Raw genomic sequence first — 17,757 nt, forward strand, 5'->3', positions numbered from 1 at the left:
AATGGCCGCTGCTGCATGATCGCTGGGCGCAGAAACCCGATGCGCCTCCGAGTGTTTTTTCCTGCGAGCTGGTCTCGCGCAATGGCGATGTGCTGCGCGATGTAATCATCGCATTAATCATTGCGTCACTTGTAGGTTGGCTTACAGTGAGGCAGGGCGGATGGTTATTCGGGCATCAGTGCGAACCCTGCATTGGGTGTGGCGGTCGATTTGCTGAGGCGCCAGGGAGGCACTACGATCCTTTCTGAGACACCCGAAATATATGGCGCGGAGCACTTGCTGATTGCGCGTGCCGCAACTGCAGACATCGCCAGGCTTTTGATGAACCGCGTGCATTGCTGGGAAAAATACGTGTCGCACAATGGCGGGGACATGAATAACAATCCTTCGCCCGGCAACAAAGCCGCGGGCATCGCCACCATCCTTGAAAAGTCCCTTGGCGCCGTTGCGAAAGCAGGAACGACCGGGTTGATGAACGTTTATCAATATGCCGAACGGGTTACCACCCAAGGCCTGGTGTTTATGGATACCCCCGGCTACGATCCGGTTTACGCGACAGGTCAGGTAGCGGGCGGGGCAAACCTTATCTGCTTCACCACCGGCCGTGGTTCGACATACGATTGCAAGCCTACGCCCTCCATAAAGATTGCGACCAACACGCCGCGATTCAAGCGAATGTCCCTCGATATGGATTTCAATGCCGGTCAGATCATTGAAGGCAGTGATTCGGTAGAAAGCGCAGGGCACAAGCTGTTCAAGTTGATGGTAGCGACAGCGTCAGGTCTTGAGACCAGCAGCGAGATCAACGACTTTGAGGACAATGAGTTCCTGCCCTGGCAAATGGGGGCGGTGATGTGATCAGCGCATTACTTGAAGATCTGCCGATTGCCGCAGCAGTGGACAGCGGTAACTTGATTGGCGCCCGGGTCGTCGGCTTCTCGGGATATAGCGACGGATTGCCGACAGCGGATGAGTTGTCAGCCTTCTCGAAAAGCCTGCAAAAGGTCACATGCTAATGAAATATTGCCAGGTTTTGGATTTAAAGAATGATCCGGTTCTGATTGCGGAGTATGAAGCCTGCCACCGGGCGGTTTGGCCCGAAGTTCTCGATCATCTCCGTTCTTCAGGAATAGTGGATATGACCATATGGCGATACGAAAATCGCCTGGTAATGATCCTGGAAGCCGAGGAGGGATTTTCCCTTCAGCATCTCGCGGCGCTGGAGCAAACTAACGTCAAAGTGCAAGAGTGGGAGAAGTTGATGTGGCGATTCCAGTCTGCCATATCGAATCATCAACATAGTAAATGGCAACCGGCGCAGGAAATTTTCAGGTTAACTTGCGCAGATTGAAGTTCCCGGCCATCTGCGCGCTCAGGACACTACTCTGGAGGGGCGGGGCGCTCCATGCTGACCGGGAATTCAAGCGGCTGTGATAATATGCGCCGGATAACCATGGATTGCAGAACATGCCCCAAGAGAAGATGCCGACCGAGCGTAAAGTTTACCAAATCATCGCTGACCGTCTTCGGGAGCGGATCCGGCAGGGTGAATTCAAGGCGGGGTCGCGGCTCCCGGCGGAGCGAGAGCTGGTTCGGATCCTCGGTGTCTCCAGGCCTTCACTGAGGGAAGCGCTGATTGCCTTGGAAATCGACGGCAGCATCGAGATCAAAATGGGGTCCGGCATATATGTTTGCCAGAAACTCCTTGATTCAACGCGTAAAACATCCACATTCGGCGAAAGCCCATCTGCATTGATGCAGGCTCGCATGATTATTGAAGGCGAAACGATAGTGATGGCCTGCATGAACGCGACCAAGGCAGACTACCGCTATTTACAGGCCACTATTGATAGCATGCGCACTGCGGTCGCCAACGGTACTCCGGCCGTGGAGGGTGATCGGAAATTCCACCATCGCCTGGCCAAAATGTGCGGAAACAGTACATTGCTGAAAATTATTACCGCGTTGTTTGACGAGCGACACAGTCCCATGTCGACGCACATTACAGAGCAGGCGGAAAGCGTTAATACCTGGTCTGCGGCCACCCTGGAACATCAAACCATCCTCGATGCACTTCAGGCGAAAGATTTGATGGGGGCGCAAACAGCCATGCGGCATCATCTGAAGAACTCAGAGACCCGCTGGATTGAAGGCATGCAACTTAAATCTTTTAACGATGAAGAGTTCACTTGATGTCTCTTCGTTGTCCCCTCATTCGCAACCGGCCCGAGATTCAATCAAGTTAGCGCTTTTCCATGCTTGGATTATGTTGCCCATCGATCCCCGACCACGTTTTGGTGAGCCTCCAGGGAATCAAACCGGCTAACAGGCGGTCCTTTATCAGGCACATATCAGCGGTTGCCTTAAGAGAGGTCTGTCATGCTCAAACGCTTCGACAAATCGCGTCTGGTGCTCTGGACAACCGCGTTGGCGCTGTTGTTGTTAGCCGCCGTGCTGGTGTGGAGTCTGGTCCAATTGAGTCGTCAGAGTGCCGATGCCCAAGTCCTCAATGCAAAATCCCAGTCCGAATTCGCGTGTGCCTCACTGGCCGCCAGCCTTAAGCGTTTCGAGCAACTCCAGGACAGTCCAGACCATACGGCAGCACAGGCGGCGATCGACATGGCGCTGCGAGACTTGAGCGGGCTGGAGGGAGGTTTCTGGCAGGCCGATCGGGGTGTCATCGCCTACGCCTTCCCGACCTATGATGGCACGGGCATCAAGCTCGATCCTCCCAGCGCCGAGCTTACCCGCATCGTGGCGACTGCACAGCGGGCGCTGGACAGTAAAAGCCTGGTACTGGATGTTCGCCCTGGTCAACGGGAGGCGGTGGTATTCAGTGCCTGCGTCGTCGACGGTGACACCGCTGGGCGAGTGGCGTGGACGTTGATGCGTGTTTCGACTTCCAGCGCGCAGGCCAGCAGCCCCGTTGGCCTGACCCTGAGTCTGTTGCTCGGGTTCGTGGTGACCGGCGGCGCTGTGCTGCTCTTGGCGCTTCGTCATGTCTTGCAGGAGCGCAAGCATGCGTTCGAACATATGGAAGCGGCTGAGCGCCTGGCGATGATCGGCCAGTTGTCGGCAGGTTTGGCCCATGAAATCCGCAACCCTTTGGGCACCATACGCATCAAGGTGGAAAATGCGCTGGCGGCGCCACCTTCGTTGCGTGAACAACGCACACATAGCGCGCTGCAGGTGGTGCTGGAGCAAACGCAGCGGCTGGAGAGCCTGACCAGCAGCTTGTTGGCGCTGACACAGCTGAGCTCATTGCAACTGCGGTTGATTGATCTCCCGAGCTGGTTACAGGACGTGTGCAGTTTTTATCGCGAGCGCGTCGAGCAGCAGGGCTTGACTCTCGAACTTCAGCTTGAGCCGCCAACAGGTGAAGGCGATGCCGGGCCGGTAAGCTTCGACCCGCTGTGGGTACGTCGGGCTTTGGATAATCTGCTGCTCAACGCCCTGGCCCATGTGCCCGCCGGGGGCACGATCAGGATGGGGGCCCGTCGGTCCGCCTCCCATTCGCTGGTGCTGTGGGTGGAGGATGACGGGGACGGCGTCGCGCCTTCTCTGCAGGACAGCCTCTTTTCGCCGTTCACCAGCCACCGCCCCGGTGGCTGTGGCCTGGGGTTGGCGCTGGTGCAGGAGGTGGCCAAGGCACACAAGGGGGCCGCCACACTGGTACCTTCCCATCGCGGCGCGCGATTTGAAATGGAGCTCGGTCAATGAGCATTTTGTTGGTGGACGATGATGTCGCATTCCGCGACAGTCTGGGGGAAGCCCTGGAAGACCTGGGCCATGCCGTGATCCCGGCGGGTTCCACCCGGCAGGCTCTGGACTGTTTGCGGACGAATTCTCCGGCCTTGGCCATCGTCGATTTGCGCATGCACCATGACGACGGGCTGACCTTCCTGAGCGAGGCTCGTGTCCGGCGCCCCGAGATGCCTTGCGTCATCCTTACAGGCTATGCCAGCAGCCAGAACACCATTGAGGCCATGCGCCTGGGAGCTTTTGATCACCTGACCAAACCTATCGGGCGCGAGCAATTGCGCGAGTTGCTGCTGCGGGCACTGCCGCCTGTTGAGCCAGCTTTTGCCGAAGCGTCACCGCAGGCTCCGACTGACGAATTGATCGGTGACAGTGACGCCATGCGCCAAGTGTTCAAGCTCATCGGCCAGGCGGCAGCCAGTGATGCGACCGTGATGATTCTCGGCGAAACCGGTACGGGCAAAGAGATGGTTGCCTGCGCGTTGCATCGCAACGGCCCTCGAGCCCAGAAGCCATTCATTGCGGTCAATTGCGCGGCCATTCCTGCAGACCTGCTTGAAAGCGAACTGTTCGGCCACGTCAAAGGCGCTTTTACCGGCGCTCACGCTGACCGCCTCGGGCGCTTTCGAGAGGCGCAGGGCGGCACGCTGTTTCTGGATGAAATAGGCGATATGAGCCTGGTCACGCAAGCCAAGATCTTGCGGGTGCTGCAAGAGCGTCAGGTATCGCCGCTGGGCAGTTCACAAAGCATCGCGGTGGACGTGCGTCTGGTCGCCGCCACCCATCGCGACCTGACGGCCCGGATCGAGCAGGGGCAGTTTCGTGAAGACCTCTGGTACCGCCTGCAGGTCATCACTGTTCATTTGCCGCCGCTTCGTGAACGGCCGGAAGATATCGTACCGTTGGCCGAGCATTTCCTGCGGTCGGCCAGCGGTGGGCCTGGACCAAGACGTTTAAGTGCGCAAGCCATCCAGAGCCTGCTGAATCATGGTTGGCCCGGCAACGTGCGCGAGTTGCGTAATGCGATGCAACGGGCGGCACTGCTCGGCAAAGGCGCGACCATTGATATTCAGGCATTGGGGCTCACTCCACCAGCGTTGAGCTCAAGCAGGTTGGAGTTGGACTGGGAAGGGCCGCTGGAGACGGCCGTGGCTGCCGTTGAGCGGGAAATGATTCTGCGTGCGCTGGTCCGCGCGGGGCAGAATCGTGCCGAGGCTGCGCGTCTGCTGGGTATATCTCGCCAGCAGCTTTACCGAAAGCTCGAACAATTGGACCTTCAAGCGTGAGCCTGTCCGGTGAGGAGACAGAGGGTGTCACACAAGCGGACATGTCCATACTCCACGCTCTGCTCAACGCTATGATTTATAAGGTCTTATAACTTGGTACGGTGGTTGCAGAAGCCCTGTCTGTGACAACCCGCCAAACCAGGAGGCCTGCTCTCATGAAACATCACCACGTGTCGTTACTCGTTATCGCCCTGTTGATGGGGGGACAAGCCATAGCGCATACCCCTCCCGCGCCACCCTTGGCGCCTCCGGGCGCCGCGCCCGGAGCCGATCTGGGCCGCGAAGAGGTCAGCATCGAGGGAGCGGTGCGGCAGCTGCTGATCAACCCCTACGGTGAGGTAGACGGCTTGATGCTCGACAATCACCAGATCATTAAATTTCCACCGCACATGAGTGCCACACTTGCCGAAAACTTCGGTATCGGTACTCGCGTCAGAGCCGTAGGTTTTCGCGAAAATGAAACCACCGTGCGTGGCAGTGCGGTAGTCAACCAGCAAACCGGCAAAATCGTTGTCGAGCGTCCGCCGCAACCCGGCGAGCTCGCTCCGGTCCCCCCACACTTGCGCACGGCTCAATTGCAGAATCTGCAGGTGGAAGGCAAGGTTCAGGCCGTGCTGAGCGGTCCCGTCGGCGATACCAACGGCGTGATTCTCGAAGACGGCAGCATTGTGCGCTTTACCCCGATGGCGTTGACCCATCCGGTAGCGGTTGGCAAGTACCTTGCCGCGAGCGGCGTCGGCACTCGCAACAACAACGGTGTGGCCATCGAAGCGCTGCGCATCGGGGACAGCGCGCAGTCGTTGCAGGCCGTGGAAGCTGCGCCCGCGCCCTGAGGCGACTGGCATTATTGTCGTGAACCCTGAGCCGTGACCCGGCTTTGCGACTATCGCATGAATGCCAGTTGGCGATCGATCACTGACCGCTCAGGGCCTATGGGTTGTTGGAGGCTTCCTGGCTTTCCATAACCGCTCGAACCTGTCGCCGGCAACAACGCTGTCGATATCGGATCGAATCGGATCGGCGTCACCGTCATGAACCTGAATCGCCGATAGCACGCGATACGTTCGGGATTCAGGACTTTGCATCCCACGTAAGTACCGAAGGCCGTTTTGATGCCGCTCTGCATACACGCCGATCAAGATCGCGCAATCTGCCCTGGGTGTGCACAACCGTGACTGAGCACAAAGCGGACGGTTAGAAATCAGAGTGAACTTTAAAAAATACGATGATGTCAATTTGATATCGCGAGAAAGACATGGACGACCTTTCGCAAAACAATACAGATCAATAAGTGGAATTCAGCAGTGAAAATAGCAACAAAGCTCCTTCTATCCTTCGTTTTATGCTCACTGATCACGCTTGCCGTGGGTCTTTTGGGTATCAATTTTGTCAGCCGGCTTTCAACAGCGCTTGAATTGACGTTCTCCAATAGCCTGGTTTCTGTGGGCAACACAGCGGCCACCTTTAGCGGGCTGGTGGCTCATAACCGAGGTTTGTACCGGTTGCTTGATGCAACCAAAGGCGACTACACCGCAGAAGACCGCGAGCGCCTGCGTAATGATCTCACTAAAGAATTGAATCGAAGCCAAACTGCCTACGCGAATTATCGTGCAACGCCGCTGGCAGATGACGAACGTGTGGCGGGCGATCAACTGGATAAGATCTGGCCAACCTACGTCGCCAGTTCGGAGCAGGTCCTTGCACTGATCAGTGCTGGCCAGGTCGACCAGGCCCGAAACCTGCTTAACACGGTCAACAACAAGATATTCAGAGAGGCGCGTGAGTTACTCAATGTCATGGTCGATTCAAACAACCGCCAGGTAAAGGAGGGTGCACACAATGCGCAGCTGCTACGTGCCACTGCCTTTGAATGGATGATGGCGGGTATCGTATTGGCGTTTGTCATCGCGGTAATGATAGGGCTGTTGATGACCCGCCTCATTACGCGCCCGATTGCCCAGGCTGTCGAAAGTGCTCAGCGTGTCGCAAAAGGTGACCTGACGCAGGCAATAACAACAAACCGTAAGGATGAAGCCGGGCAGTTGCTGATGGCGCTGTCTGGTATGCAGGACGGCCTGAAACAGACGCTGCTAGAAATCGCCAATGCCTCAGGCCAACTCGCGGCGGCTGCAGAAGAGCTGAGTGCCGTTACCGATGAAAGTACCCGTGGACTGACCCGGCAGAATGACGAAATTCAGCAAGCCGCCACCGCAGTCAATCAGATGACTGCCGCTGTGGAAGAGGTGGCGCGTAACGCTGTTTCAACTTCCGAAGCCTCTGGCCAGACCACTGCTGAGGCGGACGATGGGCGTCAACAAGTGGATCTGGCCGTTTCGGGTATGAACTCAATGGTTGATGAAATCAATGACTCGACTCAGGCGGTATCGGGCCTGGCTGAGCAAGTGCGTGAAATTGGCAAGGTGGTCGATGTCATCCGCAGTATTGCTGAGCAGACCAATCTACTGGCACTGAATGCGGCCATCGAGGCCGCTCGTGCTGGCGAACAAGGCAGAGGGTTTGCCGTGGTCGCTGACGAGGTGCGCGCTTTGGCCCATCGTACGCAGTCTTCCACTGTCGACATCGAGCAAATGATAGGCGATGTACAACTGCGCGCTGATGGCGCTGTTGCGGCGATGGGCAAAAGTCTGGCATTGGCGAACAATACCCAGGACAAGGCTAAAAATGCCGGAGAGGCACTGCAAAAAATCACCAGCAGCGTAGCGAGAATAAATGAACGCAACCTGGTAATCGCCTCGGCCTCGGAACAGCAGGCCCAGGTGGCGCGTGAAGTAGACCGTAACCTGCTCAATATCCAGGACCTTTCCACTCAGACCGCTGCGGGCGCCAATCAAACCAGTGCATCCAGCCAAGAGCTTTCCCGCTTGGCAACTTCATTCAATGTGATGGTGGCGAAGTTCCAGCTTTGATTACTCGGGCATGATGCCAAGACGGTGATATTTTGATTCGACGGCGGGGGATGGCGAGTAGTTGCCGCCGCCGCCGCCGTTATGGTGCAAGCTAGTATGAGTTTTTACGCAAAAAATGTCAGGCATCAAGGCTTACACCTCAATCTCGACATTTTTAAATGTTGGTTTTCAGACGACTTGCCTGAAAGCGACATGCGGACTCGAAGATTCTGAACGTCTCTGATCGGTACTGCTCTATAGCTGACGTCTCTCATTGAACCTGACGATAGCCGGACTTATGGAACAATCTTCTGTTAGCTCTACTCATCCAAAGGCTTTGCCTGAAAAAGAATTTTTTTGCGACGGTGAGGTTGGGGGGCTGCTCAGATCATTGGATTTCTCGAGCTCACCGCTCGGCAATGTTGAAAATTGGTCGCCCAGTCTCAAGGCTCTGATGGCTACCGTCCTTCCTGTAAAAGCTCAGATTGTCGTCTTCTGGGGTCCAGAATATGTAGCACTTTACAACGATGCTTACGCGCCCTCCATCGGCCACAAACATCCGCAAGCGCTGGGCCGGCCTGCCGTCGAAAACTGGCATGAGCTTTGGGACGACCTGGAACCGCTTCTTCGTGGTGTCAGGGAGACGGGCAATACTTTTTCTGCCAAAGATCGCCCTTTTTATATAGAGCGATTCGAGCAGGGCGAAACTGCATTTTTCGATGTGTCTTACTCCGCTGTAAGCGAGGCTGACGGTACGGTAGGAGGCGTGCTCTGTATCGTTACGGAAACCACCGCCCGGGTCAGATTTGAGCAACATCAGGCCTTCCTTATTCGACTAGGGCAGTCACTACCTTCGATGCACGATCCGCAGGTCATTGAGAGCACATTTCTCAGTGAGTTATCCCGAGAGCTTGAAGCCGTGAAGGTCTGCTTAATGCGTCGAGGCGGGACGAGCGATGTGTTTGAAGCGAGGGCGGAATACAGGTCGGGCCAATCAAGCCCTGGGCATCGTATTGAAGAGTTTTCCAAGGACTCGATCACTACTCTGCTTCGCGGCGAGAGCTTGCACTCAGCGTATACGCAGGGATCAAATGAGCCCGTTCAGTCCCTGAATGGGTATTCGGACAGTGATCGCTGCGCGATCCATGTCCCCGTAGTGAGTGCCGGGGAGTTGGTCGCGATACTGACGGCTGAGTATGACGGCCGCCGATCATTCGTTGACTTTGAGACTCGTTTAATAGAAAGCGCTCTTAAGTATGCGTGGTCGCGAATAGAGCACGCGCTGGCAGAAGAGGCTTTGCGGTCCAGCTCGGCGCAGTTGGCGGCAGTGTTTGAACAAGCGAGCGCTGGTATCGCTATATGTGACGCAGCGGGGGTGTTCCGAAGAGTGAACAATCGTTACTGCCAACTCGTCGGTAAGGAGCGACAGGACATTATTGGGTGCCCCTTGTTGGATGTGCTGCGGCCTGGCGACGAGGTGGCTATGAAAAAAGCGCAAGAAAACTTCCTGAGACCCGACAAGCCGTTCGAGATCATTGAGCAACACTTCCTTGGGGAGGGTAGATCTGTCTGGATGCAAAATCATGTCACGCCGCTTTTCAATGACCAGCTGGCGGCGGATGGCTGGCTTTTCGTCTGTGCAGACATAAGTGCACGAGTGAGCGCCGAACAACAACTTATAGAGCTTAACGAAGGCCTCGAAGCCCGCGTCGCGACGATTGTAGCGCAAAAGGCCTCGAAGCCCGCGTCGCGACGATTGTAGCGCAAAAGGAGGACGCTCTCGCTCTGTTGCACGAGTCACGTAAGTTGGAAATGGTCGGTCAACTAGGAGGCGGTATTGCGCATGACTTCAACAATCTTCTCACGCCAATAATTACTTCGCTGGAGCTGCTGCGTCGCCGTATTGAAGGCGATCGATTATTGAGGTTGATTGACGCTGCATTACATGCGGCGGATCGCGCCCGTACGCTTGTAGGGCGATTACTTACCTTCGCTCGACGGCAGACATTGAGCCCGCAAACGGTTGACTTACACATTTTACTTAACGATATGACTGACTTGATCCAGCGATCACTCGGGCCAATGATTAAGGTTGTCATAAATGTCCCGGAGGCAATCCCTCCAGTCTTCATCGATCCTCAGCAACTCGAACTGAGTATTTTGAACCTGGCTATTAACGCCCGTGACGCCATCCCCCAAAAAGGTTGCGTGACTATTTCTGCATCTTCATCGCTGTTGGTTGAGGGTGAGGTGGCCGGCGTAAGTGCAGGGCGGTTCGTCAAACTTACGGTTGGCGACGATGGTTGTGGGATGGATGAGGCCGTGTTGGCGAAATGCATCGAACCGTTTTTTTCTACCAAAGGCACAGGGAAGGGAACGGGACTTGGTCTGTCAATGGTTCATGGATTAGCCCTTCAGTCCGGTGGCGGCTTCACCATAGCGTCGACGGAAGGTGCGGGAACAGATGTTACGCTGTGGATCCCCATGGCCAAGGGTTCTGTGGACAGGTATGAGCGCAGAAACTATGTTCCGGAACCTCAGCCACAAGAGCGTCTTCATATTTTGCTTGTGGATGACGAGGAGGGAGTGCGCTATACAACTTCGCTCCAGCTGCGTGATATGGGATATCAAGTAACTGAAGCGGCTTCTCCCTCCGCCGCTTTAGATATTGTACGTTCGGGTATACGTCCCGACATACTGATAACGGATTATATGATGCCTGAGCAAAACGGCATCCAGCTTGCGCAGGCGTTGCGCGCACTTATCGCTGATCTGCCGGTTTTTATTATTACCGGATACATCGATAAGGTTACGGCCAATGCCGAGGGTTTTGAACTTCTCTCAAAGCCTTATACTCGGGCAGAAATTGCTTCTCGCATCGCTTATATTATGTGTCGCGACAAGTAGGCCTGTATTCAAATGGGTCTGAATCATCCGCAAAAGCGGCAACCCGGTTTTTCACACGCACGCCCATCAGCTACAACAGCGCTATCAAATGAGTTCGAGGTATTGCCGGGAACCCGACCGCTCGAGAAAATCATCGAACCACACCGTTCATTTGCCCTTCAAAGTGATGTGGCTCCGACCTTTTCGGGGCTAAAGGAGGCTCGTATGAACAGCAAACCGGAGTTTCGTAACTCAGCAAGCCCCATCGAACCATTGGAACCGGGCAGGCCTGATGTGATGCCCAATCCGCAGCTTGATGGAGACAAAATGCCTTCAAGGGAAGGGACGTTGCCTTTGGAGCCTGATGATGACGCGCCGATAGAGGAAGACATGGTAGATGTGGACGTTAATAATTCGGTCGCTGAAGAGCATCCTCCAGCCCGTTGACTGTCTATATTGACCGGAACCAGAACCGATAGAGCCGAAGTGGGGGTTAACATGCTTGAGCAATCCACAGCGCACCAGAGCATTGCCTCGCTGCTCGCCATTATCGACAGACGCTTGCCCCCGGAGGTCGTTGCGACGCTTCGACCTCCCGCCAGTACCGAGTCGATTGCGCAGATCGAGCAACTCTTTGGGGCTGCGCTGCCGTCACAAGTGAGCCAACTTCTGTCATGGCATGACGGCCAGGAGTGGAATGCGATGCTTCGAAAGAGTGACAATCGGCGGCTGCTATCGGCCAGCCAAATTGTTGATGCCTTGACGTTCTTCCTTGATCCGGATGAAGAGTTTCTCGAACCCTGGGGGCGGTGCTGGCTACCGTTCCTGACGAACGATTCCGGGGATTATGTCGTTGTCGATGCTTCACCCGGGGGCGAGGGAGAAGTCATCGCTTACTGGCATGATTGGGACGACCGGAGCGTGGAGAATAAGTCCTTGGCTGAATGGGCGCAGGGTTTGATAACTGAGTTGGGCGAGGAGAAGGTTTAGTCCTCTACCTCTAAACAAAAACCGGCTGAGGCCGGTTTTTTGTTTTTACAACCAGCGGCTGAATCGCTGCTTTACACCGCACATATCACCTATTGAACGCATCCCGATGCAGGGTCACAAACGCCTGCACGGTCATCGGCGCTTCGCCGGTGACTTGACGAATGATCGAGTCTTCCCCTGCGAACACGCCGTGCTGATAGTCCTGAGCCACTTCGTTCAAGTGCTGAATGAGGAACGGCGGTAATCCGGCGTCAGCCAGCTCCTGGCGATACTGTTCCAGAGTGATGGGCAGGTATTTGATCGGCCGACCGAGGACTTCGCCCACCGCATCCGCCACGCCTTGCTGGGAGAGTTCGATCGGCCCATGCAACGGATAGGTTTTGCCCCGGTGTGGGCTTGGGTTTTGCAGGATTTCGGCGATCAGTCGCGCCTGGTCCTCAGCGGCAATCGGGGCATGGCGACCATCGCCGAACGGCAGGCGAATCTCACCTTTTTCCACGATGTCTTTGCGCCAGTGCGGATAAATCAGCCACTGCGAGAAATAGGTCGGGCGCAGGTGGGTCATGGCCAGGCCTGACCAATCGAATACCCGTTCAGCTGTGTAGTGATCCAGCGCCGCATTGCTCAGGGCCACACGGCGTGCAGAGATCTGCGACATATTGACCACCGATTTGACCCCGGCTTCCGTCGCCGCCAGTGCGAAGCGGGCGGTGGCGTCGATCAGGCCCGGGGCGATGGGGTAGACAAAATAGGCCGTTTGAATGCCTTCCAGTGCCGCACGGGTTGCGTTGAGATCGAGCAGGTCGCCAATGACCACCTCTGCACCCAGCGCTCGCAATTCCGCTGCGCGATCATCTTCCTTGCGCACCAGTGCGCGCACCGCAATGTCTTTGGCACGCAGGATTTCCACGGTTTTCTTGCCAGTGAAGCCGGTGGCGCCGGACACCAGAATGGATGCTTTGCTCATGAGTCGTTCCTCGGAAAGTGCCGTTTTCGCGGCAGGAATGTTTATATGTTGGTTGACATATTAATAGATGGTGATCACCATCTAAGTCAATCTTTTTTATTCGGAGCATCTGATGCGCAAGAGCCGAGAGGAAACCGCGACAACGCGGCGCAGGATCATCGAATCCTCGGCCAGGGAGTTGCGCCGACTGGGCATTGATGGCAGTGGTCTGACGGGGCTCATGGCTGCGGCGGGGCTGTCCCAGGGCGGGTTTTACAAGCACTTCACCTCCAAGGCTCAGTTGGTTGCCGAGTCAGTAGAGGTCGGGGTGGAGGGCTTGATCGGTAGTCTTCAAACGCTGTTGGCCGATTCTGACAAGGGCAGGGGATTCGCAACCCTGGTCAATGGTTATCTGTCCCAGGCGCACCGTGACGGCGACGCCGGCTGCCCTTATGCCGGGTTGGGCAGCGAGTTGGCGCGGGCCGATGAGCCGGTACGAGGTGCTGCCATAGAAGGGTTCGAGCGCATGGTGGGGCTGCTGGCTGAGCAGCTTGATGAGCAGGGCGATACGGGCGCCCGTGAACAGGCCCTGTTTGCCATGTGCGCAATGATGGGCGCTGTGACGGTCTCGCGAATGGCTGAAGGCCGGGCGCTCTCCGATGAAGTACTGGACGTGGTGGGCAGTCGGTTGCGGGGCGACTGATCGCCAGTCCTCGACGGACGGCTACGGAATAAGCCCTGCCGCCCGGTAGGCCTCAATGGTACGGTCGAACACGCTGATATCGGCCCGGCCCCGGGATACCAACTGGGCGCCTTCCACTGCCGCGTAGATGGCGAAGGCCTGCTGCTGTCGTGCCTCGGGGCTTTGCGTTGGCCGACAGACTGACAACACCTCCGTCAGCCAGCGCACGTTCGCTTCGGTGAAGCCGTCTACCTGTGCACGCACCTCTTGCGGAAGGTCGTCGTATTCGGCCGACATGATGCCGCACAGGCACATGCGGTTATCGTCGACCAGAGCCATGCGAAACACGTCCGTGTAGCCCTTGATCCATACCTCCAGATCGTCGGATTTTTCCCGTAAGTCAGTGAGGTATTTGACGCCGTCCTCCGTATAACGCTTCGCAAGTGCCGCTCCCAGATCTCCCTTGGTGGGGAAGTGGTAGTGAATGCTCGCGCTCTTGATACCGACCTCCTTGGCCAACTCGCGGAAGCTCAAGCCGTTGTAGCCACGGGTCTGCACCATTTTCCGGGCGGTCGCCATGATGGTCTCTCGGGTATCTGCTGTCATGATTAACCATTCTATCGATAGATAGGTATTGACGAGTTCAATTTTCCAATTCATTGTATATCTATCACTAGGTAGATAGCTATGGAGCTCGCAATGAAAGTGTTTGATATCCCCGGTTTCCCCAACCCGCTGCGCATTCGTATTGTCCTGGCAGAAAAAGGCCTGGCCTCGCAAGTCGAATTTATCAAGATCGACTTGCCAGCCGCCGAGCACAAGCAGCCGGCATTTCTTGACATAAACCCGTTGGGCACCGTGCCGGTGTTGCAACTCGATGATGGCACCCACATTTCCGAGTGCACCGCGATCACCGAATACCTCGACAATCTGGAGGGCAGCCCCACCCTTACCGGTTCGACACCGAAGGAAAAAGCCATCATCCACATGATGCAGAAACGCGCCGAGTCAGAGCTGGCCGATCCGGTGGGCTTTTACTTCCACCATGCCACGCCGGGTCTGGGCGCCGCTTTGCAGGCCTATAAAAGCCCGGAGTGGGAAGGGCGCGTGGACTGGGGTAACCGCCAGCGCGAAAAAGCCATTGCCGGGATGACGTACTTCGACAAGGTGTTGCGCAGTCAGCCCTACATCGCCGGTGAGCAGTTCTCCATGGCCGACATCACGGTGTATGCGGGGCTGATCTTTGCCGGTTTCGCCAGCATTGCCATTCCGGATGAATGCACGGCGCTGGTCGCCTGGCAGGGCCTGGTCCAGCAACGCCCAAGCGTGAAAAATCCGGCCTGATCCGAATCTGCTCCGGCCGCGCCTGGCCGGGGCATACCACTTCGACACCCCATTCCAGGTACACCTACATGATCGTTTTCAACACCGCACGCGCTCTGCGCCATAGTTTTGCTATCGCCGTATTGGCCGCTGCCTGCGGGACGCTGACCGCCCAGGCCAGCGCCGCGCCTGCAACCTCCAGTGCTGTGCACAGCTACACCCACCAGACGGCGCCGACCCGGTTTGTCGAAGTCGATGGCGCGCGCCTGGCCTATCGCCGGTTCGGCAAGCCCAACGGTGTGCCTTTGGTCTTCCTGCAGCACTTCGTCGGCAACCTCGACAGCTGGGACCCGAATGTCATCGACGGTTTCGCCCATGATCGCGAAGTCATCCTCTTCGATAACGCCGGCGTGGCCAGCTCCAGCGGTGAAGTGCCGAACAACATTGAGGACATGGCCCAGTACGCTGCCGGTCTGCTCAAGGCGCTGAATGTGAAGAAAGCCGATCTTCTCGGTTTTTCCATGGGCAGCCTGATCGCCCAACAAGTGACCCTGGATCACCCCGATCTGGTGCGTCGTTTGATCCTGGTCGGTTCGTCACCTCGCGGCGGCGTCGGCATGGCTGCGCTGACCCCGGAATTCCAGGGCTATCTGGCCAAAAAGCGCGAGGTGCCGGATGAGCTGCTGCTGGATGTGTTCTTTACCCAGACGCCGGAAAGCCAAGCCTCGGGCCGTGAATTCCTTAACCGCCTGCGCGCGCGCAAGGTTAATCGTGATATCGACGTCAACGGCAAGACCGCGCCTGCCCAGGCTGCAGCGATTGCCGGTTGGGGTACCTCCGCCGAGCATGCCAACGACTATCTGAAAGCCATCAAGCAACCGACCCTGGTCGTAGCGGGCAGCAACGACATTGTCTTTTACACCGCCAACGACGTGACCCTGCAACAGAACCTGCCAAATGCCCAGTTGGTGATCTACCCGGACTCCAACCATGGCGCGATCTATCAATACCCGGACCTGTTCGTCAAACACGCGACGCTGTTCCTCAACGCCGTGAAATAAAACCAGAACCATCGCTGTTGATGGCCTATGCCATCACATTGCTGGTTGCGCTGCTCAGCGCGGGGGCGCTATCGGATCACATGGGGCGACGCCCGATGAGCATGAGCGCGCCGAGCTGTTCGCGGCCATATTCGTTGCCTGTTATCTGTCGTTGAGCCTGCCGACGATCATGGCCGGTTTCGCCGTGGGGCATTTCGGCCTGCTCGACACCAGCCGGGTCTATCTCAGCGCACTATTGTTGGTGGCACTGGTCACAAGCTGGGTGCATTGGCGGGCCTGGGGTGAGCGCCAACTGGCCGTTCCGGGCGCTTGTTCATGAATATTTCTGTGATACGAGGGTGACTGACGTGACTCAATCAGTAACGAACCAGACAGCAAAGATGATTACCTTCAAACGCCCGGACGGTAAGGACCTCAGTGGTTACCTGGCCACGCCCGCCAAGCGTGAAGGCGCGCCGGGGATTGTGGTCATTCAGGAATGGTGGGGGCTTAACGAACAGATTCGCGGCGTTGCTGATCGCCTGGCCGCCTCGGGCTATGTGGTGCTGGTTCCGGACCTGTATCGCGGCTCGATGACCGTAGAAGAAGAGGAGGCCCATCACCTGATGGAGCAGCTCGATTTCGCTGACGCGGCCGCTCAGGACATTCGCGGTGCCGTGCAATACCTCAAGGGCCACACGCAAAAGATCGGCGTCACCGGTTTCTGCATGGGCGGGGCGCTGACGCTGTTGGCGTTGAATGCCAATCCCGAACTGGCGGCGGGCGTGGTGTTCTATGGCATGCCGCCACTGGAGTATCTTGATCCGTGGGCCATCAAGGTGCCCGTACAGGCACACTGGGCGACACAGGACGAGTTCTTTCCGGCAGAAGGTGTCGACAAGCTGGAGGAAAAGCTCGCCAGCGCAGGCGTTGATTTCGAGTTTCACCGCTACCTGGCCCATCATGCGTTCGCCAATGAAACGGCGGTCGGCAGCGGGCGTATACCCGGTACTCAATATGATCCGGTCTGGGCGCAATTGGCCTGGGATCGTGCCCTGACCTTTTTCGGGCGAACCTTGTGGGGCTGACAAGGACACCGTCCCGCATCTGCTCCCTGTCGCCATACCCTGAACGGAGATCGAGCCGTTCAGGGAACTGGCACGCCATTCTCAACCCTTGAAATAGCGGGCAAGCAGCGCCAGTCCGCTGGCCAGTACCAGCCAGGTCACCAGCCGCACAAAGGTTTCGCGAGACAGCTTCAGGGTCAGGCTTCGGCCGATCCACAGTCCGGCGAACATCATGGGCAGCAGACACACGGCAAGCACCAGCAGGGACGTATCGGCATAAACCCCGGCGAGCAGAAACAACCCCAGGCGAACCACCGTGCTGCAACTGATCAGCGCACTCTGGGTGGCCCTGGCCTGTTCTTTGGAGGTCAGCCGGGCGTTGAGGTAGAGCGCGTAGAGAAAACCGCCGCTGCCAAACAGTGCACCGAACAAGCCTCCGACTGTACCGGCAGGCAACGCCCATAGTTTGTTCAGGCGCGCGGGCCGGACTTTTACGGCCAGGCTATAGAGCGCATAAGCGGTGATGAACAGGCCCATCAGCAGCATCAGCAAGTCGGACTTGAGCTGCAGAAGAAACACGACTCCCAGGCTGCAACCCACGGCCATGCACGGCAGCAGCCGCAGCAGTTCCTCCCTTACTACGGCCTTGCGTGTCGGCAGCCAGTTGCCGAATGCGGCGACGAAATCCAGCAGCACCAGTAGCGGGATGATCTGCGACAGGGGCATGAAACGGATCAGTATGGGGCCCGCCACCAGTGCTGTACCGAAACCGGCGATGCCGAACACGATGTAGGCCGCGCCGATACTCGCCAATATGATCACCCAATCCAATGAGGTGAACGGCACAGGTGCGAAGAGGGAACTGAGCATGA

Annotated in this window: 17 protein-coding genes and 2 pseudogenes; 16 read left to right on the forward strand and 3 right to left on the reverse strand. The window is 57.1% G+C overall.

What is annotated here, in order from left to right; genetic code table 11:
* Positions 1-150: 150 nt before the first annotated feature.
* The 11 genes and pseudogenes from AC1Z24_RS14155 to AC1Z24_RS14205 all read left to right on the forward strand — a co-directional run.
* Positions 151-858 (forward strand): annotated as a pseudogene (locus tag AC1Z24_RS14155) (altronate dehydratase); the annotation flags it as partial.
* Positions 855-1,016: a hypothetical protein gene (locus AC1Z24_RS14160; RefSeq protein WP_483746174.1), complete on the forward strand. Its 162-nt coding sequence runs from the start codon at positions 855-857 to the stop codon at positions 1,014-1,016. The pseudogene AC1Z24_RS14155 and the gene AC1Z24_RS14160, both read left to right, overlap by 4 nt.
* Positions 1,016-1,351 (forward strand): L-rhamnose mutarotase, encoded by a 336-nt coding sequence (locus AC1Z24_RS14165; protein ID WP_483746175.1) that lies wholly within the window; start codon positions 1,016-1,018, stop codon positions 1,349-1,351. Before AC1Z24_RS14160 ends, AC1Z24_RS14165 begins: the two co-directional genes overlap by 1 nt.
* A 116-nt stretch (positions 1,352-1,467) precedes the next feature.
* Positions 1,468-2,193, forward strand: coding sequence for a FadR/GntR family transcriptional regulator (locus AC1Z24_RS14170; RefSeq protein ID WP_483746176.1), 726 nt, complete (start codon positions 1,468-1,470; stop codon positions 2,191-2,193).
* 186 nt (positions 2,194-2,379) lie between these two features.
* On the forward strand, positions 2,380-3,720 hold the full coding sequence (locus tag AC1Z24_RS14175) for a sensor histidine kinase (RefSeq protein ID WP_483746177.1): 1,341 nt from the start codon (positions 2,380-2,382) through the stop codon (positions 3,718-3,720).
* Positions 3,717-5,045 carry a sigma-54-dependent transcriptional regulator gene (locus AC1Z24_RS14180; protein ID WP_483746178.1) on the forward strand — a complete coding sequence of 443 codons (1,329 nt, stop codon included), beginning with the start codon at positions 3,717-3,719 and terminating at the stop codon, positions 5,043-5,045. The genes AC1Z24_RS14175 and AC1Z24_RS14180 overlap by 4 nt, the downstream gene beginning before the upstream one ends.
* A 155-nt stretch (positions 5,046-5,200) precedes the next feature.
* On the forward strand, positions 5,201-5,878 hold the full coding sequence (locus AC1Z24_RS14185) for a hypothetical protein (RefSeq protein ID WP_483746179.1): 678 nt from the start codon (positions 5,201-5,203) through the stop codon (positions 5,876-5,878).
* A gap of 471 nt (positions 5,879-6,349) precedes the next feature.
* The gene (locus tag AC1Z24_RS14190; protein ID WP_483746180.1) at positions 6,350-7,972 is read left to right on the forward strand and encodes a methyl-accepting chemotaxis protein; all 1,623 of its coding nucleotides are present in this window, start codon (positions 6,350-6,352) and stop codon (positions 7,970-7,972) included.
* 277 nt (positions 7,973-8,249) lie between these two features.
* Positions 8,250-10,858, forward strand: a pseudogene (locus tag AC1Z24_RS14195) (PAS domain-containing protein).
* Between the two features lie 204 nt (positions 10,859-11,062).
* Entirely contained in the window at positions 11,063-11,284 is a 222-nt protein-coding gene (locus tag AC1Z24_RS14200) for a hypothetical protein (RefSeq protein WP_483746181.1), read from the forward strand.
* 51 nt (positions 11,285-11,335) lie between these two features.
* A complete protein-coding gene (locus AC1Z24_RS14205; protein ID WP_483746182.1) occupies positions 11,336-11,827 on the forward strand; it encodes an SMI1/KNR4 family protein in 492 nt (163 codons plus the stop codon).
* 85 nt (positions 11,828-11,912) lie between these two features.
* On the opposite strand, the gene AC1Z24_RS14210 is transcribed toward AC1Z24_RS14205, so the two are convergent.
* A complete protein-coding gene (locus tag AC1Z24_RS14210; RefSeq protein ID WP_483746183.1) occupies positions 11,913-12,794 on the reverse strand; it encodes an NmrA family NAD(P)-binding protein in 882 nt (293 codons plus the stop codon).
* Positions 12,795-12,906: 112 nt separating this feature from the next.
* Here AC1Z24_RS14210 and AC1Z24_RS14215 point away from each other — a divergent pair, with 112 nt between their 5' ends.
* Complete coding sequence (locus AC1Z24_RS14215) at positions 12,907-13,476, forward strand: TetR/AcrR family transcriptional regulator (protein ID WP_483746184.1); 570 nt, start codon at positions 12,907-12,909, stop codon at positions 13,474-13,476.
* 21 nt (positions 13,477-13,497) lie between these two features.
* On the opposite strand, the gene AC1Z24_RS14220 is transcribed toward AC1Z24_RS14215, so the two are convergent.
* Complete coding sequence (locus AC1Z24_RS14220) at positions 13,498-14,061, reverse strand: TetR/AcrR family transcriptional regulator (protein ID WP_483746185.1); 564 nt, start codon at positions 14,059-14,061, stop codon at positions 13,498-13,500.
* Between the two features lie 93 nt (positions 14,062-14,154).
* Between AC1Z24_RS14220 and AC1Z24_RS14225 the strand changes: the two genes are divergently transcribed.
* The 4 genes from AC1Z24_RS14225 to AC1Z24_RS14240 all read left to right on the forward strand — a co-directional run bounded on the left by AC1Z24_RS14225 (position 14,155) and on the right by AC1Z24_RS14240 (position 16,906).
* Positions 14,155-14,799, forward strand: coding sequence for a glutathione S-transferase (locus AC1Z24_RS14225; RefSeq protein WP_483746186.1), 645 nt, complete (start codon positions 14,155-14,157; stop codon positions 14,797-14,799).
* Positions 14,800-14,867: 68 nt separating this feature from the next.
* Positions 14,868-15,839 (forward strand): alpha/beta fold hydrolase, encoded by a 972-nt coding sequence (locus AC1Z24_RS14230; protein WP_483746187.1) that lies wholly within the window; start codon positions 14,868-14,870, stop codon positions 15,837-15,839.
* A 151-nt stretch (positions 15,840-15,990) separates the two neighbouring features.
* Complete coding sequence (locus AC1Z24_RS14235) at positions 15,991-16,158, forward strand: hypothetical protein (protein ID WP_483746188.1); 168 nt, start codon at positions 15,991-15,993, stop codon at positions 16,156-16,158.
* 61 nt (positions 16,159-16,219) lie between these two features.
* Positions 16,220-16,906 (forward strand): dienelactone hydrolase family protein, encoded by a 687-nt coding sequence (locus tag AC1Z24_RS14240; RefSeq protein ID WP_483746189.1) that lies wholly within the window; start codon positions 16,220-16,222, stop codon positions 16,904-16,906.
* 81 nt (positions 16,907-16,987) lie between these two features.
* Here AC1Z24_RS14240 and AC1Z24_RS14245 read toward each other — a convergent pair whose 3' ends face one another.
* Complete coding sequence (locus AC1Z24_RS14245; RefSeq protein ID WP_483746190.1) at positions 16,988-17,755, reverse strand: sulfite exporter TauE/SafE family protein; 768 nt, start codon at positions 17,753-17,755, stop codon at positions 16,988-16,990.
* Positions 17,756-17,757: the final 2 nt, after the last annotated feature.

It is taken from the genome of Pseudomonas sp. JL23 (assembly GCF_056933585.1).

Excerpts from the sequence above, each read along its gene's own strand:
- AC1Z24_RS14165 (WP_483746175.1), top strand. The coding sequence starts at position 1,016 with ATGAAATATTGCCAGGTTTTGGATTTAAAGAATGATCCGGTTCTGATT.
- AC1Z24_RS14170 (WP_483746176.1), top strand. The coding sequence starts at position 1,468 with ATGCCCCAAGAGAAGATGCCGACCGAGCGTAAAGTTTACCAAATCATC.
- AC1Z24_RS14175 (WP_483746177.1), top strand. The coding sequence starts at position 2,380 with ATGCTCAAACGCTTCGACAAATCGCGTCTGGTGCTCTGGACAACCGCG.
- AC1Z24_RS14180 (WP_483746178.1), top strand. The coding sequence starts at position 3,717 with ATGAGCATTTTGTTGGTGGACGATGATGTCGCATTCCGCGACAGTCTG.
- AC1Z24_RS14185 (WP_483746179.1), top strand. The coding sequence starts at position 5,201 with ATGAAACATCACCACGTGTCGTTACTCGTTATCGCCCTGTTGATGGGG.
- AC1Z24_RS14200 (WP_483746181.1), top strand. The coding sequence starts at position 11,063 with ATGAACAGCAAACCGGAGTTTCGTAACTCAGCAAGCCCCATCGAACCA.
- AC1Z24_RS14205 (WP_483746182.1), top strand. The coding sequence starts at position 11,336 with ATGCTTGAGCAATCCACAGCGCACCAGAGCATTGCCTCGCTGCTCGCC.
- AC1Z24_RS14210 (WP_483746183.1), bottom strand. The coding sequence starts at position 12,794 with ATGAGCAAAGCATCCATTCTGGTGTCCGGCGCCACCGGCTTCACTGGC.
- AC1Z24_RS14215 (WP_483746184.1), top strand. The coding sequence starts at position 12,907 with ATGCGCAAGAGCCGAGAGGAAACCGCGACAACGCGGCGCAGGATCATC.
- AC1Z24_RS14220 (WP_483746185.1), bottom strand. The coding sequence starts at position 14,061 with ATGACAGCAGATACCCGAGAGACCATCATGGCGACCGCCCGGAAAATG.
- AC1Z24_RS14225 (WP_483746186.1), top strand. The coding sequence starts at position 14,155 with ATGAAAGTGTTTGATATCCCCGGTTTCCCCAACCCGCTGCGCATTCGT.
- AC1Z24_RS14230 (WP_483746187.1), top strand. The coding sequence starts at position 14,868 with ATGATCGTTTTCAACACCGCACGCGCTCTGCGCCATAGTTTTGCTATC.
- AC1Z24_RS14240 (WP_483746189.1), top strand. The coding sequence starts at position 16,220 with ATGATTACCTTCAAACGCCCGGACGGTAAGGACCTCAGTGGTTACCTG.
- AC1Z24_RS14245 (WP_483746190.1), bottom strand. The coding sequence starts at position 17,755 with ATGCTCAGTTCCCTCTTCGCACCTGTGCCGTTCACCTCATTGGATTGG.